Origin of the sequence: Roseivivax isoporae LMG 25204, assembly GCF_000521865.1 — a bacterium.
In the GTDB taxonomy this organism is placed as follows: domain Bacteria; phylum Pseudomonadota; class Alphaproteobacteria; order Rhodobacterales; family Rhodobacteraceae; genus Roseivivax; species Roseivivax isoporae.
In genome coordinates this window covers 125781-148705 of the sequence record NZ_JAME01000002.1, presented here as the reverse complement: position 1 = coordinate 148705, position 22925 = coordinate 125781, and the positions used below count along the sequence as shown (strand labels likewise).

The window sequence follows — 22925 nt, the reverse complement described above, 5'->3', positions numbered from 1 at the left end:
GCCATGTTCGTGCCCTTCTTCGATACCCTCCGCACCGCGGGCGTCCCGGTCTCGCTGCGCGAGTACCTCACCTTTCTCGAGGCCGTGCGCGCGGGGCTCGCAACCTACGACATCGAGGCGTTCTATCACCTCGCCCGCACGTCGATGGTCAAGGACGAGCGGCACATGGACCGGTTCGACCGGGCCTTCGCGCACTGCTTCCAGGGGCTCGAGGACATCCCGGCCGAGGCGGTGATGCAGGCCGTGGACCTGCCCGAGGACTGGCTGCGGCGCATGGCAGAAAAGCACCTGACGCCGGAGGAACAGGCCGAGATCGAGGCGCTGGGCGGCTTCGACAAGCTGATGGAGACGCTGAAGGAGCGGCTGCGCGAACAGCAGGGCCGCCACCAGGGCGGCTCGAAATGGATCGGCACCGCCGGAACCTCGCCCTTCGGCGCTTACGGCTACAATCCCGAGGGCGTGCGCATCGGACAGGACCGCTCGCGGCACCGGCGCGCGGTAAAGGTCTGGGACCGGCGCGAGTTCCGCGACTTCGACGACCAGGTCGAGATCGGCACGCGCAACATCAAGGTCGCCCTCAAGCGCCTGCGCAAGTGGGCCCGCGACGGCGCGGCAGAGGAGCTCGACCTCGATGGCACGATCCGCGCCACGGCCGAGCACGGCTATCTCGACGTGCAGACGCGGCCCGAGCGGCGCAACGCGGTCAAGGTCCTGCTGTTCCTCGACGTGGGCGGATCGATGGACCCGCACGTGAAGGTCGTGGAGGAGCTGTTCTCGGCCGCGCGCGCCGAGTTCAAGCACCTGCGCGCCTACTACTTCCACAACTGCCTCTACGAGGGTGTCTGGACCGACAACCGCCGCCGATGGGACGCGCAGACCCCGACCGCCGAGTTGCTCAGGACCTATGGCGGCGACTACCGGTGCATCTTCGTCGGCGACGCGTCGATGTCGCCCTACGAGATCGCCTATGCCGGCGGCGCGAACGAGCACTGGAACGCCGAGGCAGGACAGGTCTGGCTCGACCGCGCGCGGACGCAATGGCCCGACCACCTCTGGATCAACCCGGTCCCCGAGCAGTACTGGGACTACACCCAGTCGATCGGCATGATCCGCGAGATCTTCGACGACCGGATGGTGCCGATGACGCTCGACGGGATCGACCGCGGGATGCGGATGCTCAGCCGCTGACCGCTGTGGACTTGCGGTTGCCGCGGATTAGGTCGCCCGCCGAAAGCCACCAATTTCCTGAAAGGAGACGGCACATGATCAACAAGAGCGGTTCCGCGAAGTGGTCGGGCGACCTCAAGTCCGGCAAGGGCCATGTCTCGACCGAGTCGGGCGTGCTGAACGACACGCCCTACGGCTTCAACACGCGCTTCGAGGGCCAGGCGGGCTCGAACCCCGAGGAGCTCGTGGGCGCGGCGCACGCGGCCTGCTACTCGATGGCGCTGTCGATGATCCTCGGCCAGCACGACGCGACACCGGACGAGATCGCGACCAAGGCGACCGTGTCGCTCGAGCAGGTCGACGGCGGCTTCTCCGTGACCAAGATCCATCTCGACGTGACGGCGAAGGTGCCGGGCATGTCCGAGGAGGATTTTGCCAAGGCCGCGAACGCCGCCAAGGAAGGCTGCCCGATCTCCAAGCTCTATGCCGGCGGCACCGCCGAGATCACCATGGACGCGAAGCTGGCCTGACCCCGGCCCTCGCGACCTTGCCGGGGCCCCTCGACCGGGCCCCGGTGCGCGGCGTTTCCCGCTTGGCGCGGCGCCGCCCCCACCCCATATTTCCCGCATGCTCAAGTTCACGCCGATCCTCCTCGCGATCCTCTACGCGCTCGCCATGTACCGCTTCTCGGCCTGGCGCACGGCGCGGGAGCTTGACGCGCGCTCGACCGAGCTTGCCGATCCGGCGCTGCGCAAGCTGACCGACCGGATGGCCCGCGCGCTCGACCTCGAGCGCATCCGCGTGAACATCTACGAGATCGACCCGGTGAACGGGCTCGCTGCGCCGGACGGGCGCATCTTCATCACCCGCGGCTTCTACCGGAAATACCGCGCGGGCGAGGTGACGGCGGAGGAACTCGCGAGCGTCATCGCGCATGAGCTGGGCCACGTGGCGCTCGGGCATGCGCGGCGGCGGATGATCGACTTCTCCGGCCAGAACGCGATCCGCACGGCGCTCGCCATGGTGCTGAACCGGTTCCTGCCGGGCGTGGGCGTCGCCATCGCCAACGGCCTGATGACGCTGCTCGCCGCACGGCTGTCCCGGGGCGACGAATACGAGGCCGACGCCTATGCCGCGGCCCTCCTGAGCCGCGCGGGCATCGGCATCGGCCCGCAGAAATCGCTCTTTACCAAGCTCGACGCGCTGACGCGTTCGGGTGGCAAGGGGGCGCCCGCCTGGCTCATGAGCCACCCGAAGACCACCGAGCGCATCGCGGCGCTCGAGGCGCTCGAGGCACGCTGGTCGAGGGCCTGAGCGCTCAGGCGCCCTGCACGTCGAACTCCGCCTGCGCGCGGTCGCGGCCGTTCACCTGCACGATCAGGACATGCGGCCCGGGATGCCAGGTGAAGGTGGTGGCGTCGCCCTTGATCCGGTGCGCCTTGGACAGGACCAGCGGCCGGTCCGGACACACGGTGCCTCGGCCGAGCTTGAACACCTTCTCGCCGACGCGGCCGCCCGGACGGAAGAACCGCACGCGGTAGTCGACGACCACCTTGGCGGGGCCCGCGCCGGCGATCCCGACCCGCAGGGCGAGGCTGTCGCCGACCTGCACCGCCGCGGGCACCGACAGGTCGACCTCGACGTCGGCGTCGGGATCGTAGCCGAGAAGCGCCAGTGCGCCGGGTTCGCCCCGCTTCACCGCCGTGCGCAGCGCGTGCCGCGTGATCCAGTCGAGCTCCGTCCGATCCTGCCGCCCGTCAGCGGCCCAGGCGGAGAGGCGCTCGGTCACCGCGTCCGGCACCCGCTTCGACAGGTCGTTCAGGTGGTTCGCGACCGACCGCGTCACGTAGCGCGTGGGATCGGCGTGCAGCACGTCGAGGAAGCGCAGCGGCACCAGCGGATCGAGCGTCACGTTGGCGGCCCAGGGCAACCGCGGCCGCGTGCCCTCGCTGACGAGGCGGCGCACGTGGTAGTTCGGGTCATGGGTCCACGCGTCGAGCCGGGCCAGCGTCGCGTCCGGCCAGCGGTTCAGGAACGGGCGGATGTAGAACTCCATCGAGAACCGCCGCGTCGCCGCGTGCAGCAGGTCGAGCGCGCGGTCGCGATGATTCTCGAGCCCGTGGCGCACCGCGAGGATGCCCGGCACCGCGTGGATGAACCGGCCGAAATCGTCGTCGTCGCGCGTGGGATCGAGCGGCGGCGGCATCGCCGCCTCGAGCGCCTCGGCCATGGCGGGGAAGTCCCGCGGCAGCTGTGCCTCGAGGCAGGTGGCAAGCCAGTCGAGCCGCTCGAGCAGCCCGCGGCCGGGCAGGCCCGCCAGCGCCTCCTGCCGGAACCTGTCGGCGTCGAAGCCGGGCAGCACCGCGTGTTCGGCGGCGAGCTGCCCGACGCTTTCGGCGTTGAAGAGGCGGTCGGCCAGCGAGAACCCGCTGCCGCCGCCCGTTCCGTCCGGACCGCGCGCCACGGGGTCAGATCGTCGCGTTGGTGGCGCCGCCGTCCAGCAGCCAGTTCTGCCCGACGACGAAGCCCGCATGCTGCGAGCAGAGGAACGCGCAGGCCTGCCCGAACTCCTCGGCGGTGCCGTAGCGTCGCGCGGGAATGGTCGCGGCGCGGCGCGCCCGCGCCTCGTCGGGCGTGATGCCCTCGCGGTCGACCACCGCCCCGTCGAGCGCCGCCGCGCGGTCGGTGTCGTGGATGCCGGGCAGCAGATTGTTGATCGTGACGCCGTGCGGCGCCACCTGCCGCGCGGTCCCTGCGACGTAGCCTGTGAGACCCGTGCGCGCGGCGTTCGACAGCCCGAGCTGCGGGATCGGCGCCTTGACCGATTGCGAGGTGATGTTGACCACCCTGCCCCAGCCGCGCTCGATCATCCCTGGAAGGAGCGCGGTCATCAGCGCGATGGGCGTCAGCATGTTCGCGTCGAGCGCCGCGATGAAATCGCCGCGGTCCCAATCCGACCAGACGCCCGGCGGCGGCCCGCCGGCATTGGTCACGAGGATGTCGACATCGCCCGCGGCGTCGAGCACCCGGGCGCGGCCGTCCCCGGTCACGATGTCGGCCGCGATCGCGGTCACCGCCACGCCGAACCTGTCGCGCAGCTCCGCCGCCGTCGCCTCGAGCGCCTCGGCGCCGCGGGCGTTCAGGACGAGGTCGACGCCCGCCTCGGCCAGCGCCGCGGCACAGCCGCGCCCGAGCCCCTTCGACGATGCGGTGATGAGTGCGCGCTTGCCGCGAATGCCGAGGTCCATGTCCTTTTCTCCCGCCGTTGGTGCCGTCACCGGCCGCCGGCGGTGCCGGAAAAGCGCCCGTCCCGCCGCCAGATGATGACATATTCCTTCTTCATGTTGTGCACCTATACTGGCAGGATGCGGCGCGGGCCATGCCCTGCGGGCAACAGCGCGCCGCACGGCGCCGCGACCACCGCAACGCCACGGATACGGGACCTGATGACGGACGACCCACAGCATCGCCCCGCGCAGAGCGTCGCGGTCTACCGCGCGGACCATTTCCGCGTGGCGAACGGGGCCAACCTGGGCGACGGGGTGTCCGTCGCCGACGACCTGATGCTCGACGACATCTACCGGCTGTCGCCGGTGGCAGCACCCCTGCGGCTGTCCCTCGTGGTGCGCGACACGCCCCCCTTCGTCGTCGGACCCGCCTCAGAGGCGGCGCGCCCCGGCGCGGATATCCATCTCGACTGCGCGCTCACCTTCATGTCGGGCGACGGCAGCACGACCGAGGCGCTGGTGCTGGTCGAGACCGATGCGCAGGGCGACATCGACGCGGTCTGGCTGCTGCCGCTCGCGCCCATGGCGGCCCGCGTCGACTACGCGCTCGTCGGCATCGACCGCGACCGCGCGCTGCGGGCCTTCGCTCAGGTGGCCTGCGTCTCCTTCAGCCGCGGCACGGCGATCACGCTCGCCTCGGGCGCGCAATGCCCGGTCGAGGACCTTCGCGTGGGCGACCGGGTGCTGACCCGCGACGACGGCCCGCAGGAGATCCGCTGGATCGGGCACACGACCACGCGCGCGGTGGGCGCGTTCGCGCCCATCGTCATCCGCGCGGGCGTCCTGCACAACGCCCGCGACCTCGTCGTCAGCCCCGACCACCGGCTGTTCATCTACCAGCGCACAGACCGGCTGGGCGCGGGCCGCTCGGAGCTCCTGGTCAAGGCGCGGCATCTCGTGAACGGCGACAGCGTGATCCGCCGCGAAGGCGGCTTCGTGGACTATTTCCAGCTGCTCTTCGACCAGCACCAGATCGTCTATGCCGAGGGCATCGCGGCGGAATCCATGCTTCTCGACACCCGGACGCGCGCCGCGCTGCCCGAGGACATGGACGGCGCGCTCGACCACGGCGACAGCTGGCACCGCGACCTCGAGGTGCAGGAGGCGCTGTTGCGGCGCGCCGACGCGGCGGACCTGCTGCGCAAGTCCTCCGGGGGCTGAGCGGTTTCGCCGCCGGCCTCAGGACATGTAGTAGAACTCCTCGCGCACGATCCGCCCGTCGGCCACGTGGTAGACGCCCACCTCGCGCATCTTCATGCGCTGGCCGCTCGACCTGTCGGTCGCGTCGACCGCGAAGATTACCGCGAACCGGTCGTCGCCGTGCAGGAACGGCCCGTCGACCTCCTGCGCATGCACCTCCATCGCGCCGTCCCACCATGCGTGCTTGCCGCGGATGCCCTCGAGCCCGCGGGTCTCGCGGCTGGCGCTGCCCGGCATGGGCATCGGTTCCACCGACACCGCCGTGTCGGCATAGAGCCTGCCCAGGTTCTCGGTCGTCCGGCCCTCGCGGCAGCCGGCCACCAGTTCGCTTGCGATCGTCTTCACGTCCATGGCGATTCCCTCCGCTATGTTCACTCTATGTTCGCATTAACGCAGGGTAAAGCAACAGCGGGATGACGGCGCACGCGGAAGCGCGCCGATCGCTCAGGCGAGGATGCTTTCCATGAGCGTCTTGAGCTCGCCGAAATAGCCGCCGGACCGCGCGGGTTCGGTCGGATCCGAGGTGATGGCGATCACCGTTCCCCGCTCGGGGGCCACGGCCAGGACCTGCCCGCCATAGCCGCGGCCATACCGCACGGGCGTCCCGGCGAGCGTCGTGAGGAACCAGCCGTAGCCGTAGCGGTCGCCCGAGAACGGCGAGCGGGCCCGCGGCTCCCACGACGCGTCGATCCAGTCGCGCGGGATCACCTCGCCCTCGCCGTCGAGCACCGCCTGCCCCACGCGGGCAAGTCCCCGCGGCGTCAGCGCCATGTCGTTGCCACCCAGGTAGTTGCCCTGCGGATCGGCGACCCAGGGCGCAAAGTCGACGCCGAGCGGCTGGCCCAGCCAGTCCCGGGCAAGCGCCAGGAGGCTGCGGTCCGCCGCGCGCGCGAGCGCCACGCCGAGAAGGTGCCAGCCGCCTGTCGAGTAGATGAAACGTCCGCCCGGATCGGACACGAGCGGCCGGTCGAGCGCGTAGCCCACCCAGTCGCCCGACGACACCCACGCGCCGTAATCGCCGCCCGACACGCTGTCGAGGCCCGCGCGCATGGACAGGAGGTCCCCCACCGTGATCGCGTCGCGCGCATCGTCGAACGGCCCGCGGCCGAGCAGCGGCACCACCCTCTGGTCGACGCCCTCGAGCACGCCGCGGTCGATGGCGATGCCGGTCATGAGCGCGAGGAGCGTCTTCGACACCGACTTGACGTTCGCCACCCGGTCGAGCCCGCGACCGCGGAAGGCGCGCGCGAATTCCTCGGCGCCGTCGCGCCGCACGACCAGCGCGTGCAGCTGGCCGAGCGCGTCCGCCTCCGCGGCATAGGCCGGATCGGCCGGCTGCGCGGCGAGCCGGGGCGCGGACAAGAGCGCGGCCGTCCCTGCGGCGATGAAATGGCGGCGGTTCTGGCGCATGCGGGTCGTCCTGCTCGGTGTCGTTCGTGGTGGGATGTGTCGCATGCCGCCCCGCGCGTCAGCCCGCGCGGTCCTCACACTTGCGTGCGCCCGGAGGACGGATCGGGCCGCTGCCGGCGCAAACGGTCGCGCCGGACGCGCGGTTCTTGCCGAAAATGTCCGTGGCAACCCCCGGCACGCAAGAACAGGAAAGATTTTTGCCCGCCGCGGACATTTTTTCCGGCAATCCGCGCTTGACCCTCCCCCATGACCGCCGTAGGTTCCCGGCCACGACGCGGATAAGGACCCTGGGCCGATGACGACCCTCCTCGTACTTCTCGAAGGACCTTGGCGCATGGGCCGGTGACGGTACCCCATAACGGAACCCCATGCGCCCCCGACCTGACCCTCGGGGGCTTTTTCGTGCGCGACTGCTGACTGACGCCTGAGACGGAGCAAGACGATGACCAAGGCGATGACCGGAGCGAAGATGGTGGTCCAGGCCCTGAGGGATCAGGGTGTGGACGTTGTATTCGGCTATCCCGGCGGTGCGGTGCTTCCGATCTACGACGAGATCTTCCAGCAGAACGCGATCCGCCACATCCTCGTCCGGCACGAGCAGGGCGCGGTGCACGCCGCCGAGGGCTATGCCCGCGCCACCGGCAAGCCGGGCGTCGTGCTCGTGACGAGCGGCCCGGGCGCGACGAACGCGGTCACGGGCATCACCGACGCGCTGATGGATTCGATCCCGATCGTCGTCCTCACCGGGCAGGTGCCCACGTTCATGATCGGCTCGGACGCGTTCCAGGAAGCGGACACCGTCGGCATCACGCGCCCCTGCACCAAGCACAACTGGCTGGTGAAGGACACCGCGAACCTGTCGGCGACCATCCACGAGGCGTTCCACGTGGCCACCGCCGGACGGCCGGGCCCGGTCCTGGTCGACATCCCGAAGGACGTCCAGTTCGCCAGCGCGGAATACCAGCCCAAGGCGAAGGCCAAGACCGCGCGCTACCAGCCGCGGGTCAAGGGCGACCCCGAGATGATCGAGCGGCTCGTCGAGGCGATCGAGACGGCGGAGCGGCCGGTCTTCTACACCGGCGGCGGCGTCATCAATTCGGGGCCGGCGGCGAGCCAGCTGCTGCGCGAGCTCGTCGACGCCACCGGCATCCCCATCACCTCGACGCTGATGGGGCTCGGCGCCTATCCCGCCTCGGGCCGCAACTGGCTCGGCATGCTGGGCATGCACGGGCTCTACGAGGCGAACCTGTCGATGCACGGCTGCGACCTCATGGTGAACGTGGGCGCGCGCTTCGACGACCGGATCACCGGGCGCATCGACGCGTTCAGCCCGCGCTCGCGCAAGGCGCATATCGACATCGACCCGTCGTCCATCAACAAGGTCGTGCACACCGACATGCCGATCCTCGGCGACGTCGCGCACGTGCTCGAGGACGTGCTGAACCTGTGGAAGGCGCGCGGACGAAAGGTCAACCGCGAGGGCCTGCAGCGCTGGTGGGCGCAGATCGAGGACTGGAAGAAGACCGACTGCCTGAAGTTCAAGCCCTCCGAGGGCTCGATCAAGCCGCAGCACGCGCTCGCACGCCTCGAGGCGCTGACCAAGGGGCGCGACCGCTACATCTGCACCGAGGTCGGCCAGCACCAGATGTGGGCGGCGCAATATCTGGGCTTCGAGGACCCGAACCGCTGGATGACGTCGGGCGGGCTCGGGACCATGGGCTACGGCTTCCCGGCGTCGATCGGCGTGCAGGTGGCGCATCCGAGCGCGCTGGTCGTGAACGTCGCGGGCGAGGCGTCATGGCTCATGAACATGCAGGAGATGGGCACCGCGGTGCAGTATCGACTGCCGGTCAAGCAGTTCATCCTGAACAACGAGCGGCTCGGCATGGTGCGCCAGTGGCAGGAACTGCTGCACGGCGAGCGCTACTCGCATTCCTGGTCCGAGGCCCTGCCCGACTTCGTCAAGCTCGCCGAGGCCTTCGGCGCCAAGGGCATCAAGTGCGACGACCCGGCCGACCTCGACGACGCGATCATGGAGATGATCGACCACGACGGGCCGGTGATCTTCGACTGCCTGGTGGAGAAGCACGAGAACTGCTTCCCCATGATCCCGTCGGGCGAGCCGCACAACAAGATGCTGCTGGGCGAGGCGTCGACCAAGGACGCGATCAAGGCCGGCGGCGCGGTCCTCGTGTGAGGCCGCGGGGGGCTGTCTGCCCCCCGCACCCCCCGAGGATATTTCCGCCAAGAAGAAGCAGGAGCGCTGTCGATGTCACGCCCCGATGCGCGCACGGTCGACGATCGCCGTGACCACGGCGAAGAGCACGTGCCCCACGAGCGCGACCCAGGTGATGCCGGTGAAGCCCAGGAAGGCCGGGTTGCCGGCGATCAGGTGCGCCATCACGTAGAGCGCGAAGATCCACAGCACGACGCCGTAGAGCACCGCCGCGGCGAGCCAGGGCACGCCCGGCGCGACGGCGCGGCGCAGCGGCTCGACGAAGAGGAACCAGCCCGCGGGATAGGCGATCATGCCCGCGAAGTAGTGCAGGAACTGCGCGCCGGGGCTGTAGGGCGCCCCGAAGAGGGTCTGGATCACCTGGTTGGCGAGCGGCACGGGCGCGAGGTTCGCGAAGCCGAGGCCGGGGCTGACGCTCTGGCCGAAGAAGTCGAAGGCGACGGTCGAGAGGGCGCCCGCGACGAGGATCCTCAGGACGAGCGTGGCGAGGCCGGCATCGCTGGCGGGCCTCAGGCGGTTGGTTGCGGCGGTCATGGTCGTGTCTCCGGTGCTGGACGTCATGTGGCTAGGCTGCGGCAAATCTGCGCACCGACGTCGCGGAAACAACGGGCTTCACGCAGCCGTGGCGCCCGCCCCCGCCGCGGGGCGGTTTCTGAAACAATCGGCGCGGTTTCCCCGCGTCCCACCCCATGGATTGTTGCAGCCCGCGCGCTGCGACCACAGGCCGAGGACAGGACATGAACGCTCTGAACATCAAGAAGGGGTCGACCAAGCATTCGGCCTACAACCTGCGCCCGAGCTTTTCCGAGACGATCGAGACCCACACGCTGGCCGTGCTCGTCGACAACGAGGCGGGCGTGCTCGCGCGGGTGATCGGGCTCTTCTCCGGGCGCGGCTACAACATCGAGAGCCTGACCGTGGCCGAGGTGGACCATGCCGGCCACAAGAGCCGCATCACCATCGTGACCACCGGAACGCCGCAGGTGATCGAGCAGATCAAGGCGCAGCTCGGCCGCATGATCCCGGTGCACGACGTGCACGACCTGACCGCCGAGGGCCGGTCGGTGGAGCGCGAGCTGGCGCTCCTGCGGGTCGAGGGCACCGGCGAGAAGCGCGTCGAGGCGCTGCGGCTCGCCGACATCTTCCGCGCGCAGGCGGTCGACTCGACGCTCGAGAGCTTCGTCTTCCAGATCACCGGGACGCCGGAGAAGGTCGACGCCTTCGCAGAGCTCATGCGGCCGCTCGGCCTCGTGGAGATCGCCCGCACCGGCGTCGCGGCGCTGTCGCGCGGGCTCTGAGCGGTCAGGCGACCGGCGCCGGGCGCCTCCCCGGGCGCTCGGCGCCCGGGCCGAGCCCGCGGGCGATGTCGGGATATTCGCCGGGCGCGACCAGTTCGACCTCGCCCGCGATGCGGCGGTCGCCCGCGCGCCGCAGCCGGAACCTCACGAGGTCGCCCGGCACGGCCGGCGCCGACTCGGCGATCGGCGCATAGGCGAGGTCGGCGTGGTCCTCGCACCAGATCACCGCCTGTCCGAGGGCGTCGTTGCGGTGAAGGACAACTCCCAGCATGGTCGCTCTCTTCATCGTCTCCCGTTCCGGCAGAATTCCGTCAGGAGACACCGTGTTCCCGCCACGGCGACGATTTTGCGCCGCAACCAAGGCGGTAGCATGGCACGTCAAGGGACCTGCTTGCATTCCGTCGCGGAAATGGTGTGACTGAGGGCATCGCGGTCCGCCCCTCGACCGGTATCTCCGGGCGCTGCCTGCGCCGGGATCTGGCCACTCACCCAGCCGAGTCCGGGAGCGCCCGCACCGATACGCGGAGGAGTCCCAGACGTGCTTGCCGAAACGCCCGTGCCCAGTCCGGCGGAGCTACGCGACATCCTCGGCGACAACCTGAGGAAGCTCACCGACAGCACCGAGGGCTCGGTGTCGGCGCTCTGCCGCGAGCTCGGCATCAACCGCACGCAGTTCAACCGCTACCGTGCCGGCGAGAGCTTTCCCCGTCCCGACGTCCTGCACCGCATCTGCACGCATTTCGGTGTCGACGCGCGCATCCTGCTGCAGCCGGTCGAGGAGGTCATGCGCCTGCGCGACGGCGCCCTCGGCCATCCCGAGCTCGCGCAGTTCCTCGGCGCGGGGCTCACGCTGACGGAATCGGCGTTCCCCTCGGGGTTCTACCGCATGACGCATCCCGCGGATCCCGCGCCCGAGCGCTACGTGCTACGCGTCTTCCGGGTCTACCGGCGCGACGGGCTCGTCTTCTTCCGCGGCTTCGACCCGGTGGCGATGGCGCAGGCGGCGGGCCGGTCGGTCCTGCGGCGCGACCGCGAATATCGCGGGGCGGCGTTCCGGCAGGACAAGGGGATCGCGGCGCTCGGCAGCCGCCGCAATGCAGAGGGCGCGACCTTCAGCTATCTCGACCGTGTCGTCGCGGGGGGTGTCCGGGTCTGGGTCGGCCACACGAGCCGCAGCGGCCGCGACGTCCTGTCGGCGGGGCCGACCATCGCGCTGATCTGCGAACACCTGGGGCGGCGCGTGGCGGACGCCCTGCCCTCGATGCGCGTCTCGGGCCTGCACCTGCTCGACGACCTGCCCGACCCCCACCGCATGCTGCACGCCCGGGTGGAGGGCTGAGCGCCGGGCGCGTCAGTCGCGCGCGTCGGCGCGGCTCTTGCCCGAGACCTTGAGCGCCAGCGTCGCCGCCATGAACTGGTCGAGCGCGCCGTCGAGCACCCCCTGCGTGTCCGACGTCTCGACCTGGGTGCGCAGGTCCTTCACCATCTGGTAGGGCTGCAGCACGTAGGAGCGGATCTGGTTGCCCCAGCCGGCATCGCCCTTGGCCTCGTGCTGGGCGTTGATCTCGGCATGCCGGCGCTCGAGCTCGAGCTGGTAGAGCCGCGACTTCAGCGCCTTCATGGCGATGTCGCGGTTCTGGTGCTGCGACTTCTCGGAACTGGTGACAACGATGCCGGTCGGGTGGTGGGTGATCCGCACGGCCGAGTCGGTGGTGTTCACGTGCTGGCCGCCCGCGCCCGAGGACCGGAACGTGTCGATCCGGATGTCGGAGGGATTGATGTCGATCTCGATGTTGTCGTCGACCACCGGGTAGACCCAGACGCTGGCGAAGGACGTCTCGCGCGTGCCCTTGCCGAAGGGCGAGATGCGCACGAGCCGGTGCACGCCCGATTCCGTCTTGAGCCAGCCATAGGCGTTCGGCCCCGAGATCTTGTAGGCGCAGGACTTGATGCCCGCCTCGGCGCCCGCTTCCTCGGATTGCAGCTCGACCTCGTAGCCCTTCTTCTCGGCCCAGCGGACATACATGCGCTGCAGCATCTGCGCCCAGTCGCAGGCCTCGGTGCCGCCCGCGCCCGCGTTGATCTCGAGGAAGGTGTCGTTGCCGTCCGCCTCGCCGTCGAGCAGCGCCTCGAGTTCCTTGGTCGCGGCCTTCTCGGCGAGCGCCTTGAGCGCGCCCTCGGCATCGGCGACGACCTCCTTGTCGTCCTCCATCTCGCCCAGCTCGATCAGCTCGACCTGGTCGGAGAGGTCCTGCCTGATCGTGCGGTAGGTCTCGATCTGGTCGACCAGCATCTGGCGGTCGCGCATGAGTTTCTGCGCGGCGGCCGGGTCGTTCCAGAGATTCGGATCCTCGACGCGCGCGTTGAATTCCTCGAGCCGGTGCTGCGCGGTCTCCCAGTCCATGCGCTGCGCCAGAAGCTCCAGCGACTTCTCGATCCGCTCGACCGTGTTCTCGACGTCTGCCCGCATCTGGTGATCCTGCCTTTCCGACTGGCGTGTGATACAAGAGCCGCCCGGTGCCTGCAACGCCGCCGGCACGGGGGTGGGCCGCGGCCCCGTCCGGTTCCGCGGACAAGGCTCAGGACGTGCGGGTCAGAGCCCGCACTTGTCGCGCATGAAGGCCAGCGCCACGGACAGCCCGTCCGGGGCGATGCCGTGCGCAGTGCCCTTCATGACATGGGCGTAGACCTCTTTCCAGCCGGCCTTCTGCAGCGCCTCGGCGGCCTCGGGCATCGAGTGCGGCGGCACCACGTCGTCCTGGTCGCCGTGGACCAGCAGGACCGGCGGGCGGCTCACGGTCTCGTCCTCGAGCAGCTCGGGCTGCAGGATCCGGCCCGAAAAGGCGACGATGCCAGCGACCGGGTCCTCGCGCCGGGGCGCCACGTGCAGCGACATCATCGTGCCCTGGCTGAAGCCGAAGAGCACCACCTGCTCGGGCAGGAGGTCCTCGTCGACCATGAAGGCGTCGAGGAAGGCGTCGAGGTCCTTCGCCGCGGCGCGCATGCCGGTCTCGGCCTCCTCCTGGCTCGACCCGTCGATCCAGGGGATCGGGAACCACTGGTAGCCGCCGGGATTGACCGCGCAGGCCTCGGGCGCGTCGGGCGCCACGAACATCGTGTCCGGCAGGTGCTCGGACAGGGGCTCGGCGAGGCCCAGGAGATCGGCACCGTTCGCGCCGTAGCCGTGCAGGAACACCACTGCCGAGCGGGTTTCTCCGGATGCCGGCGCACGCCGGCCGGCTTGCAGCACGCGGGTCATGCGATGCCCTCCCTGTTCTTCGCGACGCGGTAGTAGGCCCAGAGCGCGCGCGCCGCAACCGATCTCCAGGGCGACCACGCCTCGGCCATGCCGCGCAGCACCCGCTCGGTCGGCCGCGCGTCGAGCTCGAAGAGGTGCCGTGCGCCCTCCTGCAGGGCAAGGTCGCCCGGCGCGAAGACGTCCGCGCGCCCGAGCGAGAACATGGCGTAGATCTCGGCGGTCCAGATGCCGATCCCCTTCACCCGCGTGAGGGTCGCGATCACCTCGTCGGTCGGCGCGCCGCGCAGCGCCGCGAAGTCGATGCGCGCCTCGGCGAGCGCGCGGGCATAGGCCGCCTTCTGCCGCGACAGGCCGAGCGTGCGCAGGTGCGCCTCGTCGACCGACAGGATCGCCTCGGGCGTGGTCATGCCCGCCGCCTCGAGCCGGCCGCGGATCGCGCGCGCCGAGGCGACCGACACCTGCTGCCCGAGGATCGCGGCCAGCAGCTGGTCGAAGCCGTCGGGCGCGCGCCGGAGCGGCAGCGTGCCCGTCAGCTCGAGCGCGCGGGCAAAGCGCGGCTCGGCGCGGGCCAGCCAGTCGGCGCCTTCCGCGACACAGGCATCGCTCACGATGACGCGGCCCACCGGGTCGACCGGCACGGGCGGGGCGTCGCGGGCGGCCTCTGCGAGGCTCGGGGCGCGGCGGGGATCGGAGGACATGGCTCCCGTCATATCGCGCACACCGCCCTTGCACCATGGCAAAGCGGCGGGTCTTGCCCCCGCACCGCCCGCGGCTTACGCAAGGTGCATGGACAGTGCCGCAGCCCAGACCCGCGCCCGCCGCAACGTCGCCGTGCTTGTCGGCGCGCAGGCGATCCTCGGCGCGCAGATGCCGATGATCTTCACCATCGGCGGGCTCGCCGGCCAGTCGCTGGCGCCGAACCCCTGCTTCGCCACGCTGCCGATCTCGCTCATCGTGCTCGGCACCATGCTGAGCGCCACGCCCCTCTCCGCCTTCATGCAGCGCTTCGGCCGGCGCGCGGGCTTCTTCCTCGGGGCCGCGTCGGGTGCCGCGGGCGGCGCCATCGGCGCCTGGGGCCTCTACGAGCAGTCCTTCGCGATCTTCCTCGCGGGCAGCCTGCTGACCGGCCTCTACATGGCCTCGCAGGGCTTCTTCCGCTTCGCCGCCGCCGACACCGCGTCCGAGGATTTCCGGCCCAAGGCCATCTCCTACGTGCTGGCGGGCGGGCTCGCCTCGGCGCTGATCGGCCCCCAGCTGGTCAAGGTGACGGCGGACGCCTTCGTGGCGCCGTTCCTCGGTACCTACGCGGCGGTGATCGGCGTGAACCTCGTGGGCGCACTCCTGTTCTTCTTCCTCGACATCCCTCGCCCGCCGAAACCCTCTGTCGACGCGCCGCGCGGGCGGTCGTGGGGCGAGCTCTTGACCACGCCGCGGATCGCCGTCGCGGTGATCTGCGCGACAGTCTCCTACGCGCTCATGAACCTCATGATGACCTCGACCCCGCTGGCCGTCGTGGGCTGCGGCTACGACAAGGGCGCGGCGGCGGACGTCGTGTCGGCGCACGTCCTTGCCATGTTCGCGCCCTCCTTCTTCACCGGCCACCTCGTCGCCCGCTTCGGCGCCGAACGTATCGTCGCCATCGGTCTCGCCCTTCTCGGCGCGGCGGCGGCAGTCGCGCTTTCGGGTGTCGAGCTCGCCAACTTCTTCGGCGCGCTTGTGCTGCTCGGGCTCGGCTGGAACTTCGGCTTCATCGGCGCGACCTCGATGCTCGCCGCCTCGCACGGCGCGCACGAACGCGGCCGCGTGCAGGGCATGAACGACCTCATCGTGTTCGGCGGGGTGACGGTCGCCTCGCTCGCCTCGGGCGGGCTCATGAACTGCTCGGGCGGCAGCGCGGTCGAAGGCTGGACGGCGGTCAACCTCGCGATGGCGCCGTTCCTGTTCCTTGCGGGCGCGGCGCTGATCTGGCTCGTGCTGCGGCCCGCCGCGCGGCCCGCGGAATAGGTCAGGGCAGCCGGCGCAGCCCGGCCGCCGTCAGCATCAGCGACAGCCGTGCCCCGGCCTCGGATCCGCCGAGCCGTCCGTCGAGGACCGCCTGCGGATCGCGCGCGGCCCGCGCCAGGATCGCCGGCACGCGCCAGGCGGAGAGCTCAGCCACCCGCGCACCGGCATCGGGCCTCTCTGCAAGGTCGGGATCCGCGCGCAGCGGCAGCCGCGACCGCACCGCCGCCCCGATCGCCCCGGGCGACATGTCCGGAAACGGCTGGCGGTTGCGCCGCAGGAGCTCGGGCACGGCCAGGAGGTAGTTCGCGAAGCCGAGATGCGTGCCCAAGGCCCGCACCCGCGCCTCGCGCGCCGAGCCGAGCGCCCGCGCCGCCGCCCACATGAGCGTACCGCCGGTATCGGACAGGTAGGCCTCGAGGTCCTCCGCATCGGCCGGGTCGCTGCCGTCCGCGTCGCGTCGCCGCGCCTCGACCGCGGGTCGCAGCAGCTCCGCGCCCTCGGGACCGACCGCCAGCGCAAGCGGCGTCGCCACCTCGTGCCGGCGCACCATGCCCCCCGACGCGATCTCGTCGAGCGCGTCGGCCCACCATTGCAGGCGCATCTGCGCGATCATGGGCTCCTGCGTCACGTAGGGCGCGCGCGCCACTTCGAGGTTGAAGGCGTAGATCGGGAAGAGCACGCGCCGCGCCGGCACGGGCGCCGCCATGGCCGCGCGGAACCGGTCGGGATCGCCGCGTTCCACGGCCGCGGCGCAGGCGTTGAGATCGTCGTCGAACTGCATGCTGCCGCACCTAGCCCGAAGGCCGGCCGGGCACAGGGACCGGCCGGGCGAGGATCAGCGCGTAGGTCACGTGCGTGCGCGCCGCGCGCCAGAGCGCGATCTCGGCCTCGGCCGCGTCGAGCACCTCGGCCAGGTCCGGGTCCTCCGCCGCGTCGGGCCGCAGCTCGGCGATGCGCGCCGCGAGCGGGGTATAATAGGCGTCCCATCCTTCGACACCGATGATGCGGTGATCGATCACGCGATACCTCGCCGCCGCCACCTGCGCGGCGATCCCGTCGAGGTCGGTGATCTGGGGATAGTCCGCCCAGAACCGCGCGACCTCGGCCGGATAGGGCGCCCGCGGACGCACGGGCTCCGAGAACGCCACCGTGCCGCCGGGGGCGAGCGCCCGGCGCCACGCGGACAGGCCCTGCGTCACGCCGAGGAAGCTGATCGCGCCCGCGCTCCAGATGAGGTCGTAGGGTCCCGAGAGAAGCCGCATGTCGCCGCGCCGCACCGTGACGTTGGAAAGGTCCGCGCACCGCGCCCAGGCCTCGTTCACGAGCGAGGGCGCGGCGTCGATCGCGTCGACCGTGCCCATGGGCCGCGCCGTGGCCAGCGTCACCGCGTCCGCACCGGGGCCGCAGCCCGCGTCGCAGATGCGCGCCCGCGGCCGCACCCGCGCCCGATCGAGCGCCCAGAGCACGTCATCGGGCGTTCCCGGTCCCTCGCGGTCGAGCCCCGAATGAAGCCGCCAGAAGCCTCGCCTCACCCGGTCACGTCCCTGACGAGCTTCCAGCGCACCGCGTCGAGCAGCGCCTCGAAGGACGCGTCGACGATGTTCGGCGACACCCCCACCGTCGACCAGTGCCGCCCCTGCCCGTCGGCGCTGTCGATGATCACGCGGGTCACCGCCTCGGTCCCGCCCTGGGTGATGCGCACCTTGAAGTCGACGAGCCGCATGTCGGCGATCACGTCCTGGTAGCGCCCCAGATCCTTGGCCAGCGCCTTGGCGAGCGCGTTGACCGGGCCGCGGTCACCGCCCGACTCGTCCATCGATTCGCTCACCGACAGCTTCTTCTCGCCGTCGATCTTCACCACCACGACCGCCTCGGACAGCGACACCGTCCGGTTGTACTTGTTCTTGCGCCGCTCGACGGTCACCCGGTAGCGCTTGACCTCGAAGAAATCCGCGGCCTGCCCCAGCTCCTCGCGGGCGAGCAGCTCGAACGACGCCTGCGCGGTGTCGTAGGCATAGCCCTCGGCCTCGCGCGCCTTCACCCGGTCGAGGATGCGTCCGAGCGCCGGATCGTCCGGCGCGACGCTGAGGCCCATGTCGGTCAGGCGCCGGCGCAGGTTCGACCGGCCGGCCTGGTTCGACATCGGGATGAAGCGGCGGTTGCCGACCGCGGAAGGGTCCACGTGCTCGTAGGTCGAGGGGTCCTTCTCGATCGCGCTCGCGTGCAGCCCCGCCTTGTGCGCGAAGGCCGAGGCGCCGACATAGGGCAGCTGCTTCAGCGGCACGCGGTTCAGGATGTCGTCCAGCATCCGGCTGGTGCGCGTCAGGTCCTCGAGAGCGGCGCGGCTGACGCCGGTGTCGTAGCGGCTCGCCCACGGCTCCTTCAGCACCAGCGTCGGGATCAGCGAGACGAGGTTCGCGTTTCCGCAGCGCTCGCCGAGCCCGTTCAGCGTGCCCTGGATCTGCCGCGCGCCGGCGGCCACGGCGGCAAGGGCGCCCGCGACCGCGGTCTCGGTGTCGTTGTGGGTGTGGATGCCGAGCCTGTCGCACGGGATCCCCGCCGCGATCACCTCGGCCACGATGCGGCCGATCTCGTCGGGCAACGTGCCGCCATTGGTGTCGCAGAGCACGATCCAGCGCGCGCCCGCATCCCGCGCCGCCCGGAGGCAGGTCAGGGCATAGCCCGGGTTCGCCTTGTAGCCGTCGAAGAAATGTTCCGCATCGAAAAGGGTTTCCCGGCCTTCCTTAACGCAATGCGCGAGCGAGGCCGCGATGTTGTCGACGTTTTCCTTGAGCGGGATGCCGAGCGCGCGCTCCACGTGGTAGTCGTGCGTCTTGCCGACCAGGCAGACCGCGCCCGTGCCCGCGTTCAGCACGCCCGCGAGCACGTCGTCGTTCTCGGCCGACCGGCCCGACCGCTTGGTCATGCCGAAGGCGGTCATGGTGGCGCGGGTCTCCGGCGCGTCCTCGAAAAAGGCGCTGTCGGTGGGGTTCGCGCCGGGCCAGCCGCCCTCGATGTAGTCGACCCCCAGCGCATCGAGCGCCGCCGCGACGCGCCGCTTCTCCGCGGTCGAGAACTGCACGCCCTGCGTCTGCTGCCCGTCGCGCAGCGTGGTGTCGTAGAGGTAGAGCCGTTCAGCCATGGGCACCTTCGCCTTCATCTTCTCCGCGCTGCACCGCCCCGGTCACGGTGACTCGTCCCGAAAGCCCCGTCATTCCCGATCCTCGAGCTTCGACGCGTCGAAGCCGGGCCCGGGCAGCAGGTCCACGCCTTCCTTCGACATGCGCACCTCGACGCCCGCCTCCTTGAGGATCGCCTTCAGCCGGTCGACGCCCGCGAAGTCCTTGGATTGCATCGCGGCCGCGCGTTCGGCCGCGAGCCGGTCGCGCCAGTGCCCGAGATCGGCCGCGGGCTCCACCGCCCATGCGGGAAGGTCCGGGCACATGAAGCCGAGGAAATTCAGCGTCGCGCGCAGGGTCGGCGCATCTTCGGCATGGGCGAGCCGATGCAGTTCGGCAATCGCCGCGGGCGTGTTCAGGTCGTCCGCCAAGGCGTTGACGACACCCTCGGAAACGTCACCGCCATCGGGTGCCGCACCCGCCAGGCCGTACCAGCGCCGCAAGGTCGCCTCGGCCTCCTGCCGCTTCTGCGCGGTCCAGTCCATGGGCTTGCGGTAATGCGCGGACAACAGGACGAAGCGGATCACCTCGCCCGGGATGCCGTCGTCGAGCAGGTCGCGCACGGTGAAGAAGTTGCCGAGCGATTTCGACATCTTCTTGCCCTCGACCTGCAGCATCTCGTTGTGCAGCCAGACGCGGGCGAAATCGCCCTCGGGATGCGCGCAGGCCGATTGCGCGATCTCGTTCTCGTGGTGGGGAAACATCAGGTCGTTGCCGCCACCGTGGATGTCGAAGCTCTCGCCCAGGAGGCCGCCGGCCATGGCCGAGCATTCGATGTGCCAGCCGGGCCGGCCGCGGCCCCACGGGCTGTCCCAGCCGGGCAGGTCGGGGCCGGACGGCTTCCACAGGACAAAATCCATCGGGTGCTTCTTGTAGGGCGCGACCTCGACGCGGGCGCCGGCGATCATGTCCTCGACCGACCGGCCCGAAAGCCGGCCGTAGCCGTCATAGGAGTTGACGTCGAAGAGCACGTGCCCCTCGGCCGCGTAGGCGTGGCCCCGCGCGATCAGGTCCGCGATCATCTCGACCATCTGCGCGATCCATCCCGTGGCCCGCGGGGCATGGTCGGGACGCAGCGCGCCGAGCGCGTCCATGTCCTCATGGAACCAGCCGATGGTCTCCTCGGTGATCGCGGCGATGTCGCGGCCGGTCTCAGCGGCGCGCGCGTTGATCTTGTCGTCGACGTCGGTGAAATTGCGCACGTAGGTCACGTGGTCGGTGCCGTAGACGTGCCGTAGCAGGCGGTAGAGCACGTCGAACACCACGACGGGCCGCGCATTGCCGAGATGCGCCCGGTCGTAGACGGTGGGCCCGCAGACATACATGCGCACGTTGCCGGGGTCGATCGGGGCGAAGTCCTCCTTCGTCCGGGTCCGGGTGTTCGTCAGCCTGATCGTCGGTGCCATGTCGGTCCTCGCGCGCGGGGTCGCTCGCGGCGGGCTTTAGCAACTCGATGTCATGAGGGAAACAGGAGAGCGGCCCGCCGGAAATCTCAGCGGGTATTGCAGCAGGTGATGCGGTGTGCAGCGTTGCTCATGCGCCGCCGATAGCACATCCCCGGTGTCCGCGCCAGCTTGGGGTTGAGCCCGGACCGCCGGCGCTGTTGAGTGGCGCCGAAACCAAGACGGAGTCGCAGCCATGCCCGAACTTTCCCCGCGCCTGACCGGCCTCAACGGCGGCGGATCGGACGGCTGGGAGGTGTTCTACCGTGCACGCGCCCTCGTCGCCCGGGGCGTCGAGGTCACCGAGCTGACCATCGGCGAACACGACGAGCGCACCGACCCCGCGATCCTCGACGCGATGCACGCGGCGGCGCGGGACGGGCACACCGGGTATGCCACCGTGCCCGGCACCGACACGCTGCGCGACGCCATCGCGGCACGGGTCGCCGAGCGGACGGGCGTGCCGACCACGCGTGCCAACGTGCTGGTGACGCCGGGCGGACAGTCGGCGCTCTTTGCCGCGCACGTGGCCTGCTGCCCGCCGGGCGCGCCCGCGCTCCTGGTCGAGCCACATTACGCCACCTATCCGGGGACGATCCGCGGCGCGGGTGCCGTGCCGCGCCCGGTCCCGACGCGGCCCGAGGACGGGTTCCTGCCCGACCGCGCGGCGCTGATGCGGGCCGCGCCCGGCGCCGCGTCGCTGCTCCTGAACACGCCCAACAACCCGACCGGCGCGGTCTACGGGCGCCAGACGCTCGAGGCGGTCGCCGAGGTCGCCGAGGCGCACGACCTCTGGCTGATCTCGGACGAGGTCTACGACAGCCAGGTCTGGGAGGGTGCGCACCTGTCGCCCCGCGCCCTGCCCGGCATGGCCGCGCGAACGCTCGTCGTCGGGTCGATGTCGAAGAGCCACGCCATGACCGGCAGCCGGATCGGCTGGATCGTCGCGCCGGAGGCGGTCATCGGACACCTGATCGACCTAGCCACCGTCACCACCTACGGCGTGCCGGGCTTCATCCAGGATGCCGCCTGCTTCGCGCTGGCGGAGGGCGTGGCGCGCGAGGGCCGCGTGGCCGAACCCTTCGGCCGTCGCCGCGCGCGGGTGCTCGAGGCGCTCGAAGGCCACGCGGCGGTCCGCGCCGTCCCGCCGCAGGGCGCCATGTACGTGATGCTCGACGTGCGCGCGACGGGCCTCGACGGCGCGGCCTTCGCCGGGGCGCTGCTCGACGCGCACCGGATCGCGGTCATGCCCGGCGAGAGCTTCGGCCCCTCGGCGGCAGGACATGTGCGCGTGGCGCTCACCGTGCCGGACGAGAGGCTTGTCGCCGCGGTCGAGACGCTCGCGGCCTTCGCGGACAGCCTTGCCCGGGCACCGCGGCACGCGGCGCGATCGTGACGCCGGTCACCGCGATCCGCGGCATCGGACCCGCGCAGGAACGCCTCCTCGCCGCAGCCGGCATCGACAGCGCCGAGACGCTGCGTCGGATCGGCGCCGACGAGGCCTATCTGCGCATGCTTTCGGTCGGCGCCCGGCCGCATTTCATCGCCTACTACGCGCTGCACATGGCCCTGCAGGGACGTCCGTGGAACGACCTGAAGGGTGCGGAAAAGGACGAAATGCGAAAGGCTTACGACGCGCTTCTCAGGCGTCGCCCGAAGAGCGCGGGCCTGCCTCCGCCGGATCTCGCGGCCTTCATGGACCGGATCGGCCTGCGCCCGCCGCGGCGTCACGGCTAGCGGAACCCCGGCCCGGCCGGCTGCGTTGCCATGGCAACTTCAACGAGTCCGGAGCAAAGCGTCATGGACCTTGTCCGCATCATCTTCGCGATCCTGCTGCCGCCGCTTGGCGTCTTCCTTCAGGTGGGCATCGGCAAGCATTTCTGGATCAACATCATCCTCACCATCCTGGGCTACATCCCCGGCATCGTGCACGCGGTTTGGGTGATCGCCCGCACCGGCCCGCGGACGGTGTGACCGGAGGCAGGCCCATGGAGAAAGTGCACCGCATGCCGCCGGGCGCCGCCGCGCCCGGCGTGACCGACGACATCGCCCGGCTGCACCGGATCGAGCGGATCGCGCACCGCATGGATCGCGCCTTCCGCCTGCCGGGCACCGGCATCCGCGTCGGCTGGGACAGCATCGTGGGCCTGGTGCCCGGCGTCGGCGACACGCTGGCGGCGCTGCCCGCGGCCTACATCCTGCACAGCGCCTACCGGATGGGCGTGCCCACGCCCACGCTGGTGCAGATGGGCGCGAATGTCGGCATCGACTGGCTGATCGGCCTCGTGCCGCTGGTGGGCGACCTCTTCGACGTGGGTTTCAAGTCCAACTCGAAGAACGCGGCGCTCCTGCGCCGGCACCTGGAATCGCGTCACGGGGCGGTGCCGCCGTCCCAGTGACGGCGAACCGCAGTCCGGATACGAGAAAGGGCGCGCCCACCCGG

Annotated in this window: 25 protein-coding genes; 12 read left to right on the top strand and 13 right to left on the bottom strand. The window is 70.8% G+C overall.

Annotation, left to right across the window (positions count from 1 at the left end; all coding sequences use genetic code 11):
• Positions 1-3: 3 nt before the first annotated feature.
• The 3 genes from RISW2_RS01850 (at position 4) to RISW2_RS01840 (ending at position 2481) form a co-directional block, all read left to right on the top strand.
• A complete protein-coding gene (locus RISW2_RS01850) occupies positions 4-1188 on the top strand; it encodes a vWA domain-containing protein (RefSeq protein WP_043765765.1) in 1185 nt (394 codons plus the stop codon).
• Between the two features lie 74 nt (positions 1189-1262).
• Complete coding sequence (locus RISW2_RS01845) at positions 1263-1697, top strand: OsmC family protein (RefSeq protein WP_043765764.1); 435 nt, start codon at positions 1263-1265, stop codon at positions 1695-1697.
• A gap of 97 nt (positions 1698-1794) precedes the next feature.
• Positions 1795-2481, top strand: a complete 687-nt coding sequence (locus tag RISW2_RS01840) for a M48 family metalloprotease (protein ID WP_043765762.1) — start codon at positions 1795-1797, stop codon at positions 2479-2481.
• A gap of 4 nt (positions 2482-2485) precedes the next feature.
• On the opposite strand, the gene RISW2_RS01835 is transcribed toward RISW2_RS01840, so the two are convergent.
• Both RISW2_RS01835 and RISW2_RS01830 read right to left on the bottom strand, forming a co-directional pair.
• Positions 2486-3631, bottom strand: coding sequence for a hypothetical protein (locus RISW2_RS01835; protein ID WP_043765761.1), 1146 nt, complete (start codon positions 3629-3631; stop codon positions 2486-2488).
• A 4-nt stretch (positions 3632-3635) separates the two neighbouring features.
• Complete coding sequence (locus tag RISW2_RS01830) at positions 3636-4415, bottom strand: SDR family oxidoreductase (protein WP_043765759.1); 780 nt, start codon at positions 4413-4415, stop codon at positions 3636-3638.
• Positions 4416-4613: 198 nt separating this feature from the next.
• Between RISW2_RS01830 and RISW2_RS01825 the strand changes: the two genes are divergently transcribed.
• On the top strand, positions 4614-5615 hold the full coding sequence (locus RISW2_RS01825) for a Hint domain-containing protein (RefSeq protein ID WP_043765758.1): 1002 nt from the start codon (positions 4614-4616) through the stop codon (positions 5613-5615).
• Positions 5616-5633: 18 nt separating this feature from the next.
• Here RISW2_RS01825 and RISW2_RS01820 read toward each other — a convergent pair whose 3' ends face one another.
• Both RISW2_RS01820 and RISW2_RS01815 read right to left on the bottom strand, forming a co-directional pair.
• Positions 5634-6005 carry a nuclear transport factor 2 family protein gene (locus RISW2_RS01820; RefSeq protein ID WP_043765756.1) on the bottom strand — a complete coding sequence of 124 codons (372 nt, stop codon included), beginning with the start codon at positions 6003-6005 and terminating at the stop codon, positions 5634-5636.
• A 93-nt stretch (positions 6006-6098) separates the two neighbouring features.
• On the bottom strand, positions 6099-7064 hold the full coding sequence (locus tag RISW2_RS01815) for a serine hydrolase domain-containing protein (RefSeq protein ID WP_043765754.1): 966 nt from the start codon (positions 7062-7064) through the stop codon (positions 6099-6101).
• A 442-nt stretch (positions 7065-7506) separates the two neighbouring features.
• Here RISW2_RS01815 and RISW2_RS01810 point away from each other — a divergent pair, with 442 nt between their 5' ends.
• Positions 7507-9261 (top strand): acetolactate synthase 3 large subunit, encoded by a 1755-nt coding sequence (locus RISW2_RS01810; protein WP_043765749.1) that lies wholly within the window; start codon positions 7507-7509, stop codon positions 9259-9261.
• 75 nt (positions 9262-9336) lie between these two features.
• Here RISW2_RS01810 and RISW2_RS01805 read toward each other — a convergent pair whose 3' ends face one another.
• Entirely contained in the window at positions 9337-9834 is a 498-nt protein-coding gene (locus tag RISW2_RS01805) for a hypothetical protein (protein WP_051491742.1), read from the bottom strand.
• A gap of 203 nt (positions 9835-10037) precedes the next feature.
• Between RISW2_RS01805 and ilvN the strand changes: the two genes are divergently transcribed.
• On the top strand, positions 10038-10598 hold the full coding sequence (gene ilvN / locus RISW2_RS01800) for an acetolactate synthase small subunit (RefSeq protein WP_043765745.1): 561 nt from the start codon (positions 10038-10040) through the stop codon (positions 10596-10598).
• 4 nt (positions 10599-10602) lie between these two features.
• On the opposite strand, the gene RISW2_RS01795 is transcribed toward ilvN, so the two are convergent.
• Positions 10603-10884 (bottom strand): hypothetical protein, encoded by a 282-nt coding sequence (locus tag RISW2_RS01795; RefSeq protein WP_156943757.1) that lies wholly within the window; start codon positions 10882-10884, stop codon positions 10603-10605.
• A 252-nt stretch (positions 10885-11136) separates the two neighbouring features.
• On the opposite strand from RISW2_RS01795, the gene RISW2_RS01790 reads away from it, so the two are divergent.
• Positions 11137-11937: a helix-turn-helix domain-containing protein gene (locus RISW2_RS01790; RefSeq protein ID WP_051491740.1), complete on the top strand. Its 801-nt coding sequence runs from the start codon at positions 11137-11139 to the stop codon at positions 11935-11937.
• Positions 11938-11949: 12 nt separating this feature from the next.
• Here RISW2_RS01790 and prfB read toward each other — a convergent pair whose 3' ends face one another.
• The 3 genes from prfB to RISW2_RS01775 all read right to left on the bottom strand — a co-directional run bounded on the left by prfB (position 11950) and on the right by RISW2_RS01775 (position 14555).
• Positions 11950-13068: a peptide chain release factor 2 gene (prfB, locus tag RISW2_RS01785; protein ID WP_043765742.1), complete on the bottom strand. Its 1119-nt coding sequence runs from the start codon at positions 13066-13068 to the stop codon at positions 11950-11952.
• A gap of 123 nt (positions 13069-13191) precedes the next feature.
• The gene (locus RISW2_RS01780) at positions 13192-13857 is read right to left on the bottom strand and encodes an alpha/beta hydrolase (RefSeq protein ID WP_043765740.1); all 666 of its coding nucleotides are present in this window, start codon (positions 13855-13857) and stop codon (positions 13192-13194) included.
• On the bottom strand, positions 13854-14555 hold the full coding sequence (locus tag RISW2_RS01775) for a DNA-3-methyladenine glycosylase family protein (protein WP_084615206.1): 702 nt from the start codon (positions 14553-14555) through the stop codon (positions 13854-13856). The genes RISW2_RS01780 and RISW2_RS01775 overlap by 4 nt, the downstream gene beginning before the upstream one ends.
• Before the next feature lie 88 nt (positions 14556-14643).
• Here RISW2_RS01775 and RISW2_RS01770 point away from each other — a divergent pair, with 88 nt between their 5' ends.
• Positions 14644-15861 (top strand): MFS transporter, encoded by a 1218-nt coding sequence (locus tag RISW2_RS01770; RefSeq protein WP_043765738.1) that lies wholly within the window; start codon positions 14644-14646, stop codon positions 15859-15861.
• 1 nt (position 15862) lies between these two features.
• Here the strand turns inward: RISW2_RS01770 and RISW2_RS01765 are convergent, their stop codons facing one another.
• The 4 genes from RISW2_RS01765 to cysS form a co-directional block, all read right to left on the bottom strand.
• Positions 15863-16642 carry a squalene/phytoene synthase family protein gene (locus RISW2_RS01765; protein ID WP_043765730.1) on the bottom strand — a complete coding sequence of 260 codons (780 nt, stop codon included), beginning with the start codon at positions 16640-16642 and terminating at the stop codon, positions 15863-15865.
• A gap of 10 nt (positions 16643-16652) precedes the next feature.
• Positions 16653-17393, bottom strand: a complete 741-nt coding sequence (locus RISW2_RS01760) for a class I SAM-dependent methyltransferase (RefSeq protein WP_043765728.1) — start codon at positions 17391-17393, stop codon at positions 16653-16655.
• Positions 17390-19003, bottom strand: a complete 1614-nt coding sequence (cimA, locus tag RISW2_RS01755) for a citramalate synthase (protein WP_043765970.1) — start codon at positions 19001-19003, stop codon at positions 17390-17392. The genes RISW2_RS01760 and cimA overlap by 4 nt, the downstream gene beginning before the upstream one ends.
• A 69-nt stretch (positions 19004-19072) precedes the next feature.
• Entirely contained in the window at positions 19073-20446 is a 1374-nt protein-coding gene (gene cysS, locus RISW2_RS01750; RefSeq protein ID WP_043765727.1) for a cysteine--tRNA ligase, read from the bottom strand.
• 232 nt (positions 20447-20678) lie between these two features.
• Here cysS and RISW2_RS01745 point away from each other — a divergent pair, with 232 nt between their 5' ends.
• From RISW2_RS01745 to RISW2_RS01730, 4 genes are all read left to right on the top strand, one after another.
• Positions 20679-21878, top strand: coding sequence for a pyridoxal phosphate-dependent aminotransferase (locus RISW2_RS01745; RefSeq protein ID WP_043765725.1), 1200 nt, complete (start codon positions 20679-20681; stop codon positions 21876-21878).
• Positions 21875-22219, top strand: coding sequence for a TfoX/Sxy family protein (locus RISW2_RS01740; RefSeq protein WP_043765723.1), 345 nt, complete (start codon positions 21875-21877; stop codon positions 22217-22219). Before RISW2_RS01745 ends, RISW2_RS01740 begins: the two co-directional genes overlap by 4 nt.
• Positions 22220-22282: 63 nt before the next feature.
• Entirely contained in the window at positions 22283-22456 is a 174-nt protein-coding gene (locus RISW2_RS23845; protein ID WP_043765721.1) for a YqaE/Pmp3 family membrane protein, read from the top strand.
• Between the two features lie 14 nt (positions 22457-22470).
• Positions 22471-22881, top strand: a complete 411-nt coding sequence (locus tag RISW2_RS01730) for a DUF4112 domain-containing protein (RefSeq protein ID WP_244437488.1) — start codon at positions 22471-22473, stop codon at positions 22879-22881.
• The last annotated feature ends 44 nt before the right edge of the window (positions 22882-22925 follow it).

Coding starts and splice junctions, on each gene's coding strand:
- RISW2_RS01850 (WP_043765765.1), top strand. CDS start 4: ATGTTCGTGCCCTTCTTCGATACCCTCCGCACCGCGGGCGTCCCGGTC.
- RISW2_RS01780 (WP_043765740.1), bottom strand. CDS start 13,857: ATGACCCGCGTGCTGCAAGCCGGCCGGCGTGCGCCGGCATCCGGAGAA.
- RISW2_RS01840 (WP_043765762.1), top strand. CDS start 1,795: ATGCTCAAGTTCACGCCGATCCTCCTCGCGATCCTCTACGCGCTCGCC.
- RISW2_RS01825 (WP_043765758.1), top strand. CDS start 4,614: ATGACGGACGACCCACAGCATCGCCCCGCGCAGAGCGTCGCGGTCTAC.
- prfB (WP_043765742.1), bottom strand. CDS start 13,068: ATGCGGGCAGACGTCGAGAACACGGTCGAGCGGATCGAGAAGTCGCTG.
- RISW2_RS01830 (WP_043765759.1), bottom strand. CDS start 4,415: ATGGACCTCGGCATTCGCGGCAAGCGCGCACTCATCACCGCATCGTCG.
- RISW2_RS01765 (WP_043765730.1), bottom strand. CDS start 16,642: ATGCAGTTCGACGACGATCTCAACGCCTGCGCCGCGGCCGTGGAACGC.
- RISW2_RS01745 (WP_043765725.1), top strand. CDS start 20,679: ATGCCCGAACTTTCCCCGCGCCTGACCGGCCTCAACGGCGGCGGATCG.
- RISW2_RS01730 (WP_244437488.1), top strand. CDS start 22,471: ATGGAGAAAGTGCACCGCATGCCGCCGGGCGCCGCCGCGCCCGGCGTG.
- RISW2_RS23845 (WP_043765721.1), top strand. CDS start 22,283: ATGGACCTTGTCCGCATCATCTTCGCGATCCTGCTGCCGCCGCTTGGC.
- cysS (WP_043765727.1), bottom strand. CDS start 20,446: ATGGCACCGACGATCAGGCTGACGAACACCCGGACCCGGACGAAGGAG.
- RISW2_RS01770 (WP_043765738.1), top strand. CDS start 14,644: ATGGACAGTGCCGCAGCCCAGACCCGCGCCCGCCGCAACGTCGCCGTG.
- RISW2_RS01795 (WP_156943757.1), bottom strand. CDS start 10,884: ATGAAGAGAGCGACCATGCTGGGAGTTGTCCTTCACCGCAACGACGCC.
- ilvN (WP_043765745.1), top strand. CDS start 10,038: ATGAACGCTCTGAACATCAAGAAGGGGTCGACCAAGCATTCGGCCTAC.
- RISW2_RS01820 (WP_043765756.1), bottom strand. CDS start 6,005: ATGGACGTGAAGACGATCGCAAGCGAACTGGTGGCCGGCTGCCGCGAG.
- RISW2_RS01810 (WP_043765749.1), top strand. CDS start 7,507: ATGACCAAGGCGATGACCGGAGCGAAGATGGTGGTCCAGGCCCTGAGG.
- cimA (WP_043765970.1), bottom strand. CDS start 19,003: ATGGCTGAACGGCTCTACCTCTACGACACCACGCTGCGCGACGGGCAG.
- RISW2_RS01845 (WP_043765764.1), top strand. CDS start 1,263: ATGATCAACAAGAGCGGTTCCGCGAAGTGGTCGGGCGACCTCAAGTCC.
- RISW2_RS01805 (WP_051491742.1), bottom strand. CDS start 9,834: ATGACCGCCGCAACCAACCGCCTGAGGCCCGCCAGCGATGCCGGCCTC.
- RISW2_RS01815 (WP_043765754.1), bottom strand. CDS start 7,064: ATGCGCCAGAACCGCCGCCATTTCATCGCCGCAGGGACGGCCGCGCTC.
- RISW2_RS01775 (WP_084615206.1), bottom strand. CDS start 14,555: ATGTCCTCCGATCCCCGCCGCGCCCCGAGCCTCGCAGAGGCCGCCCGC.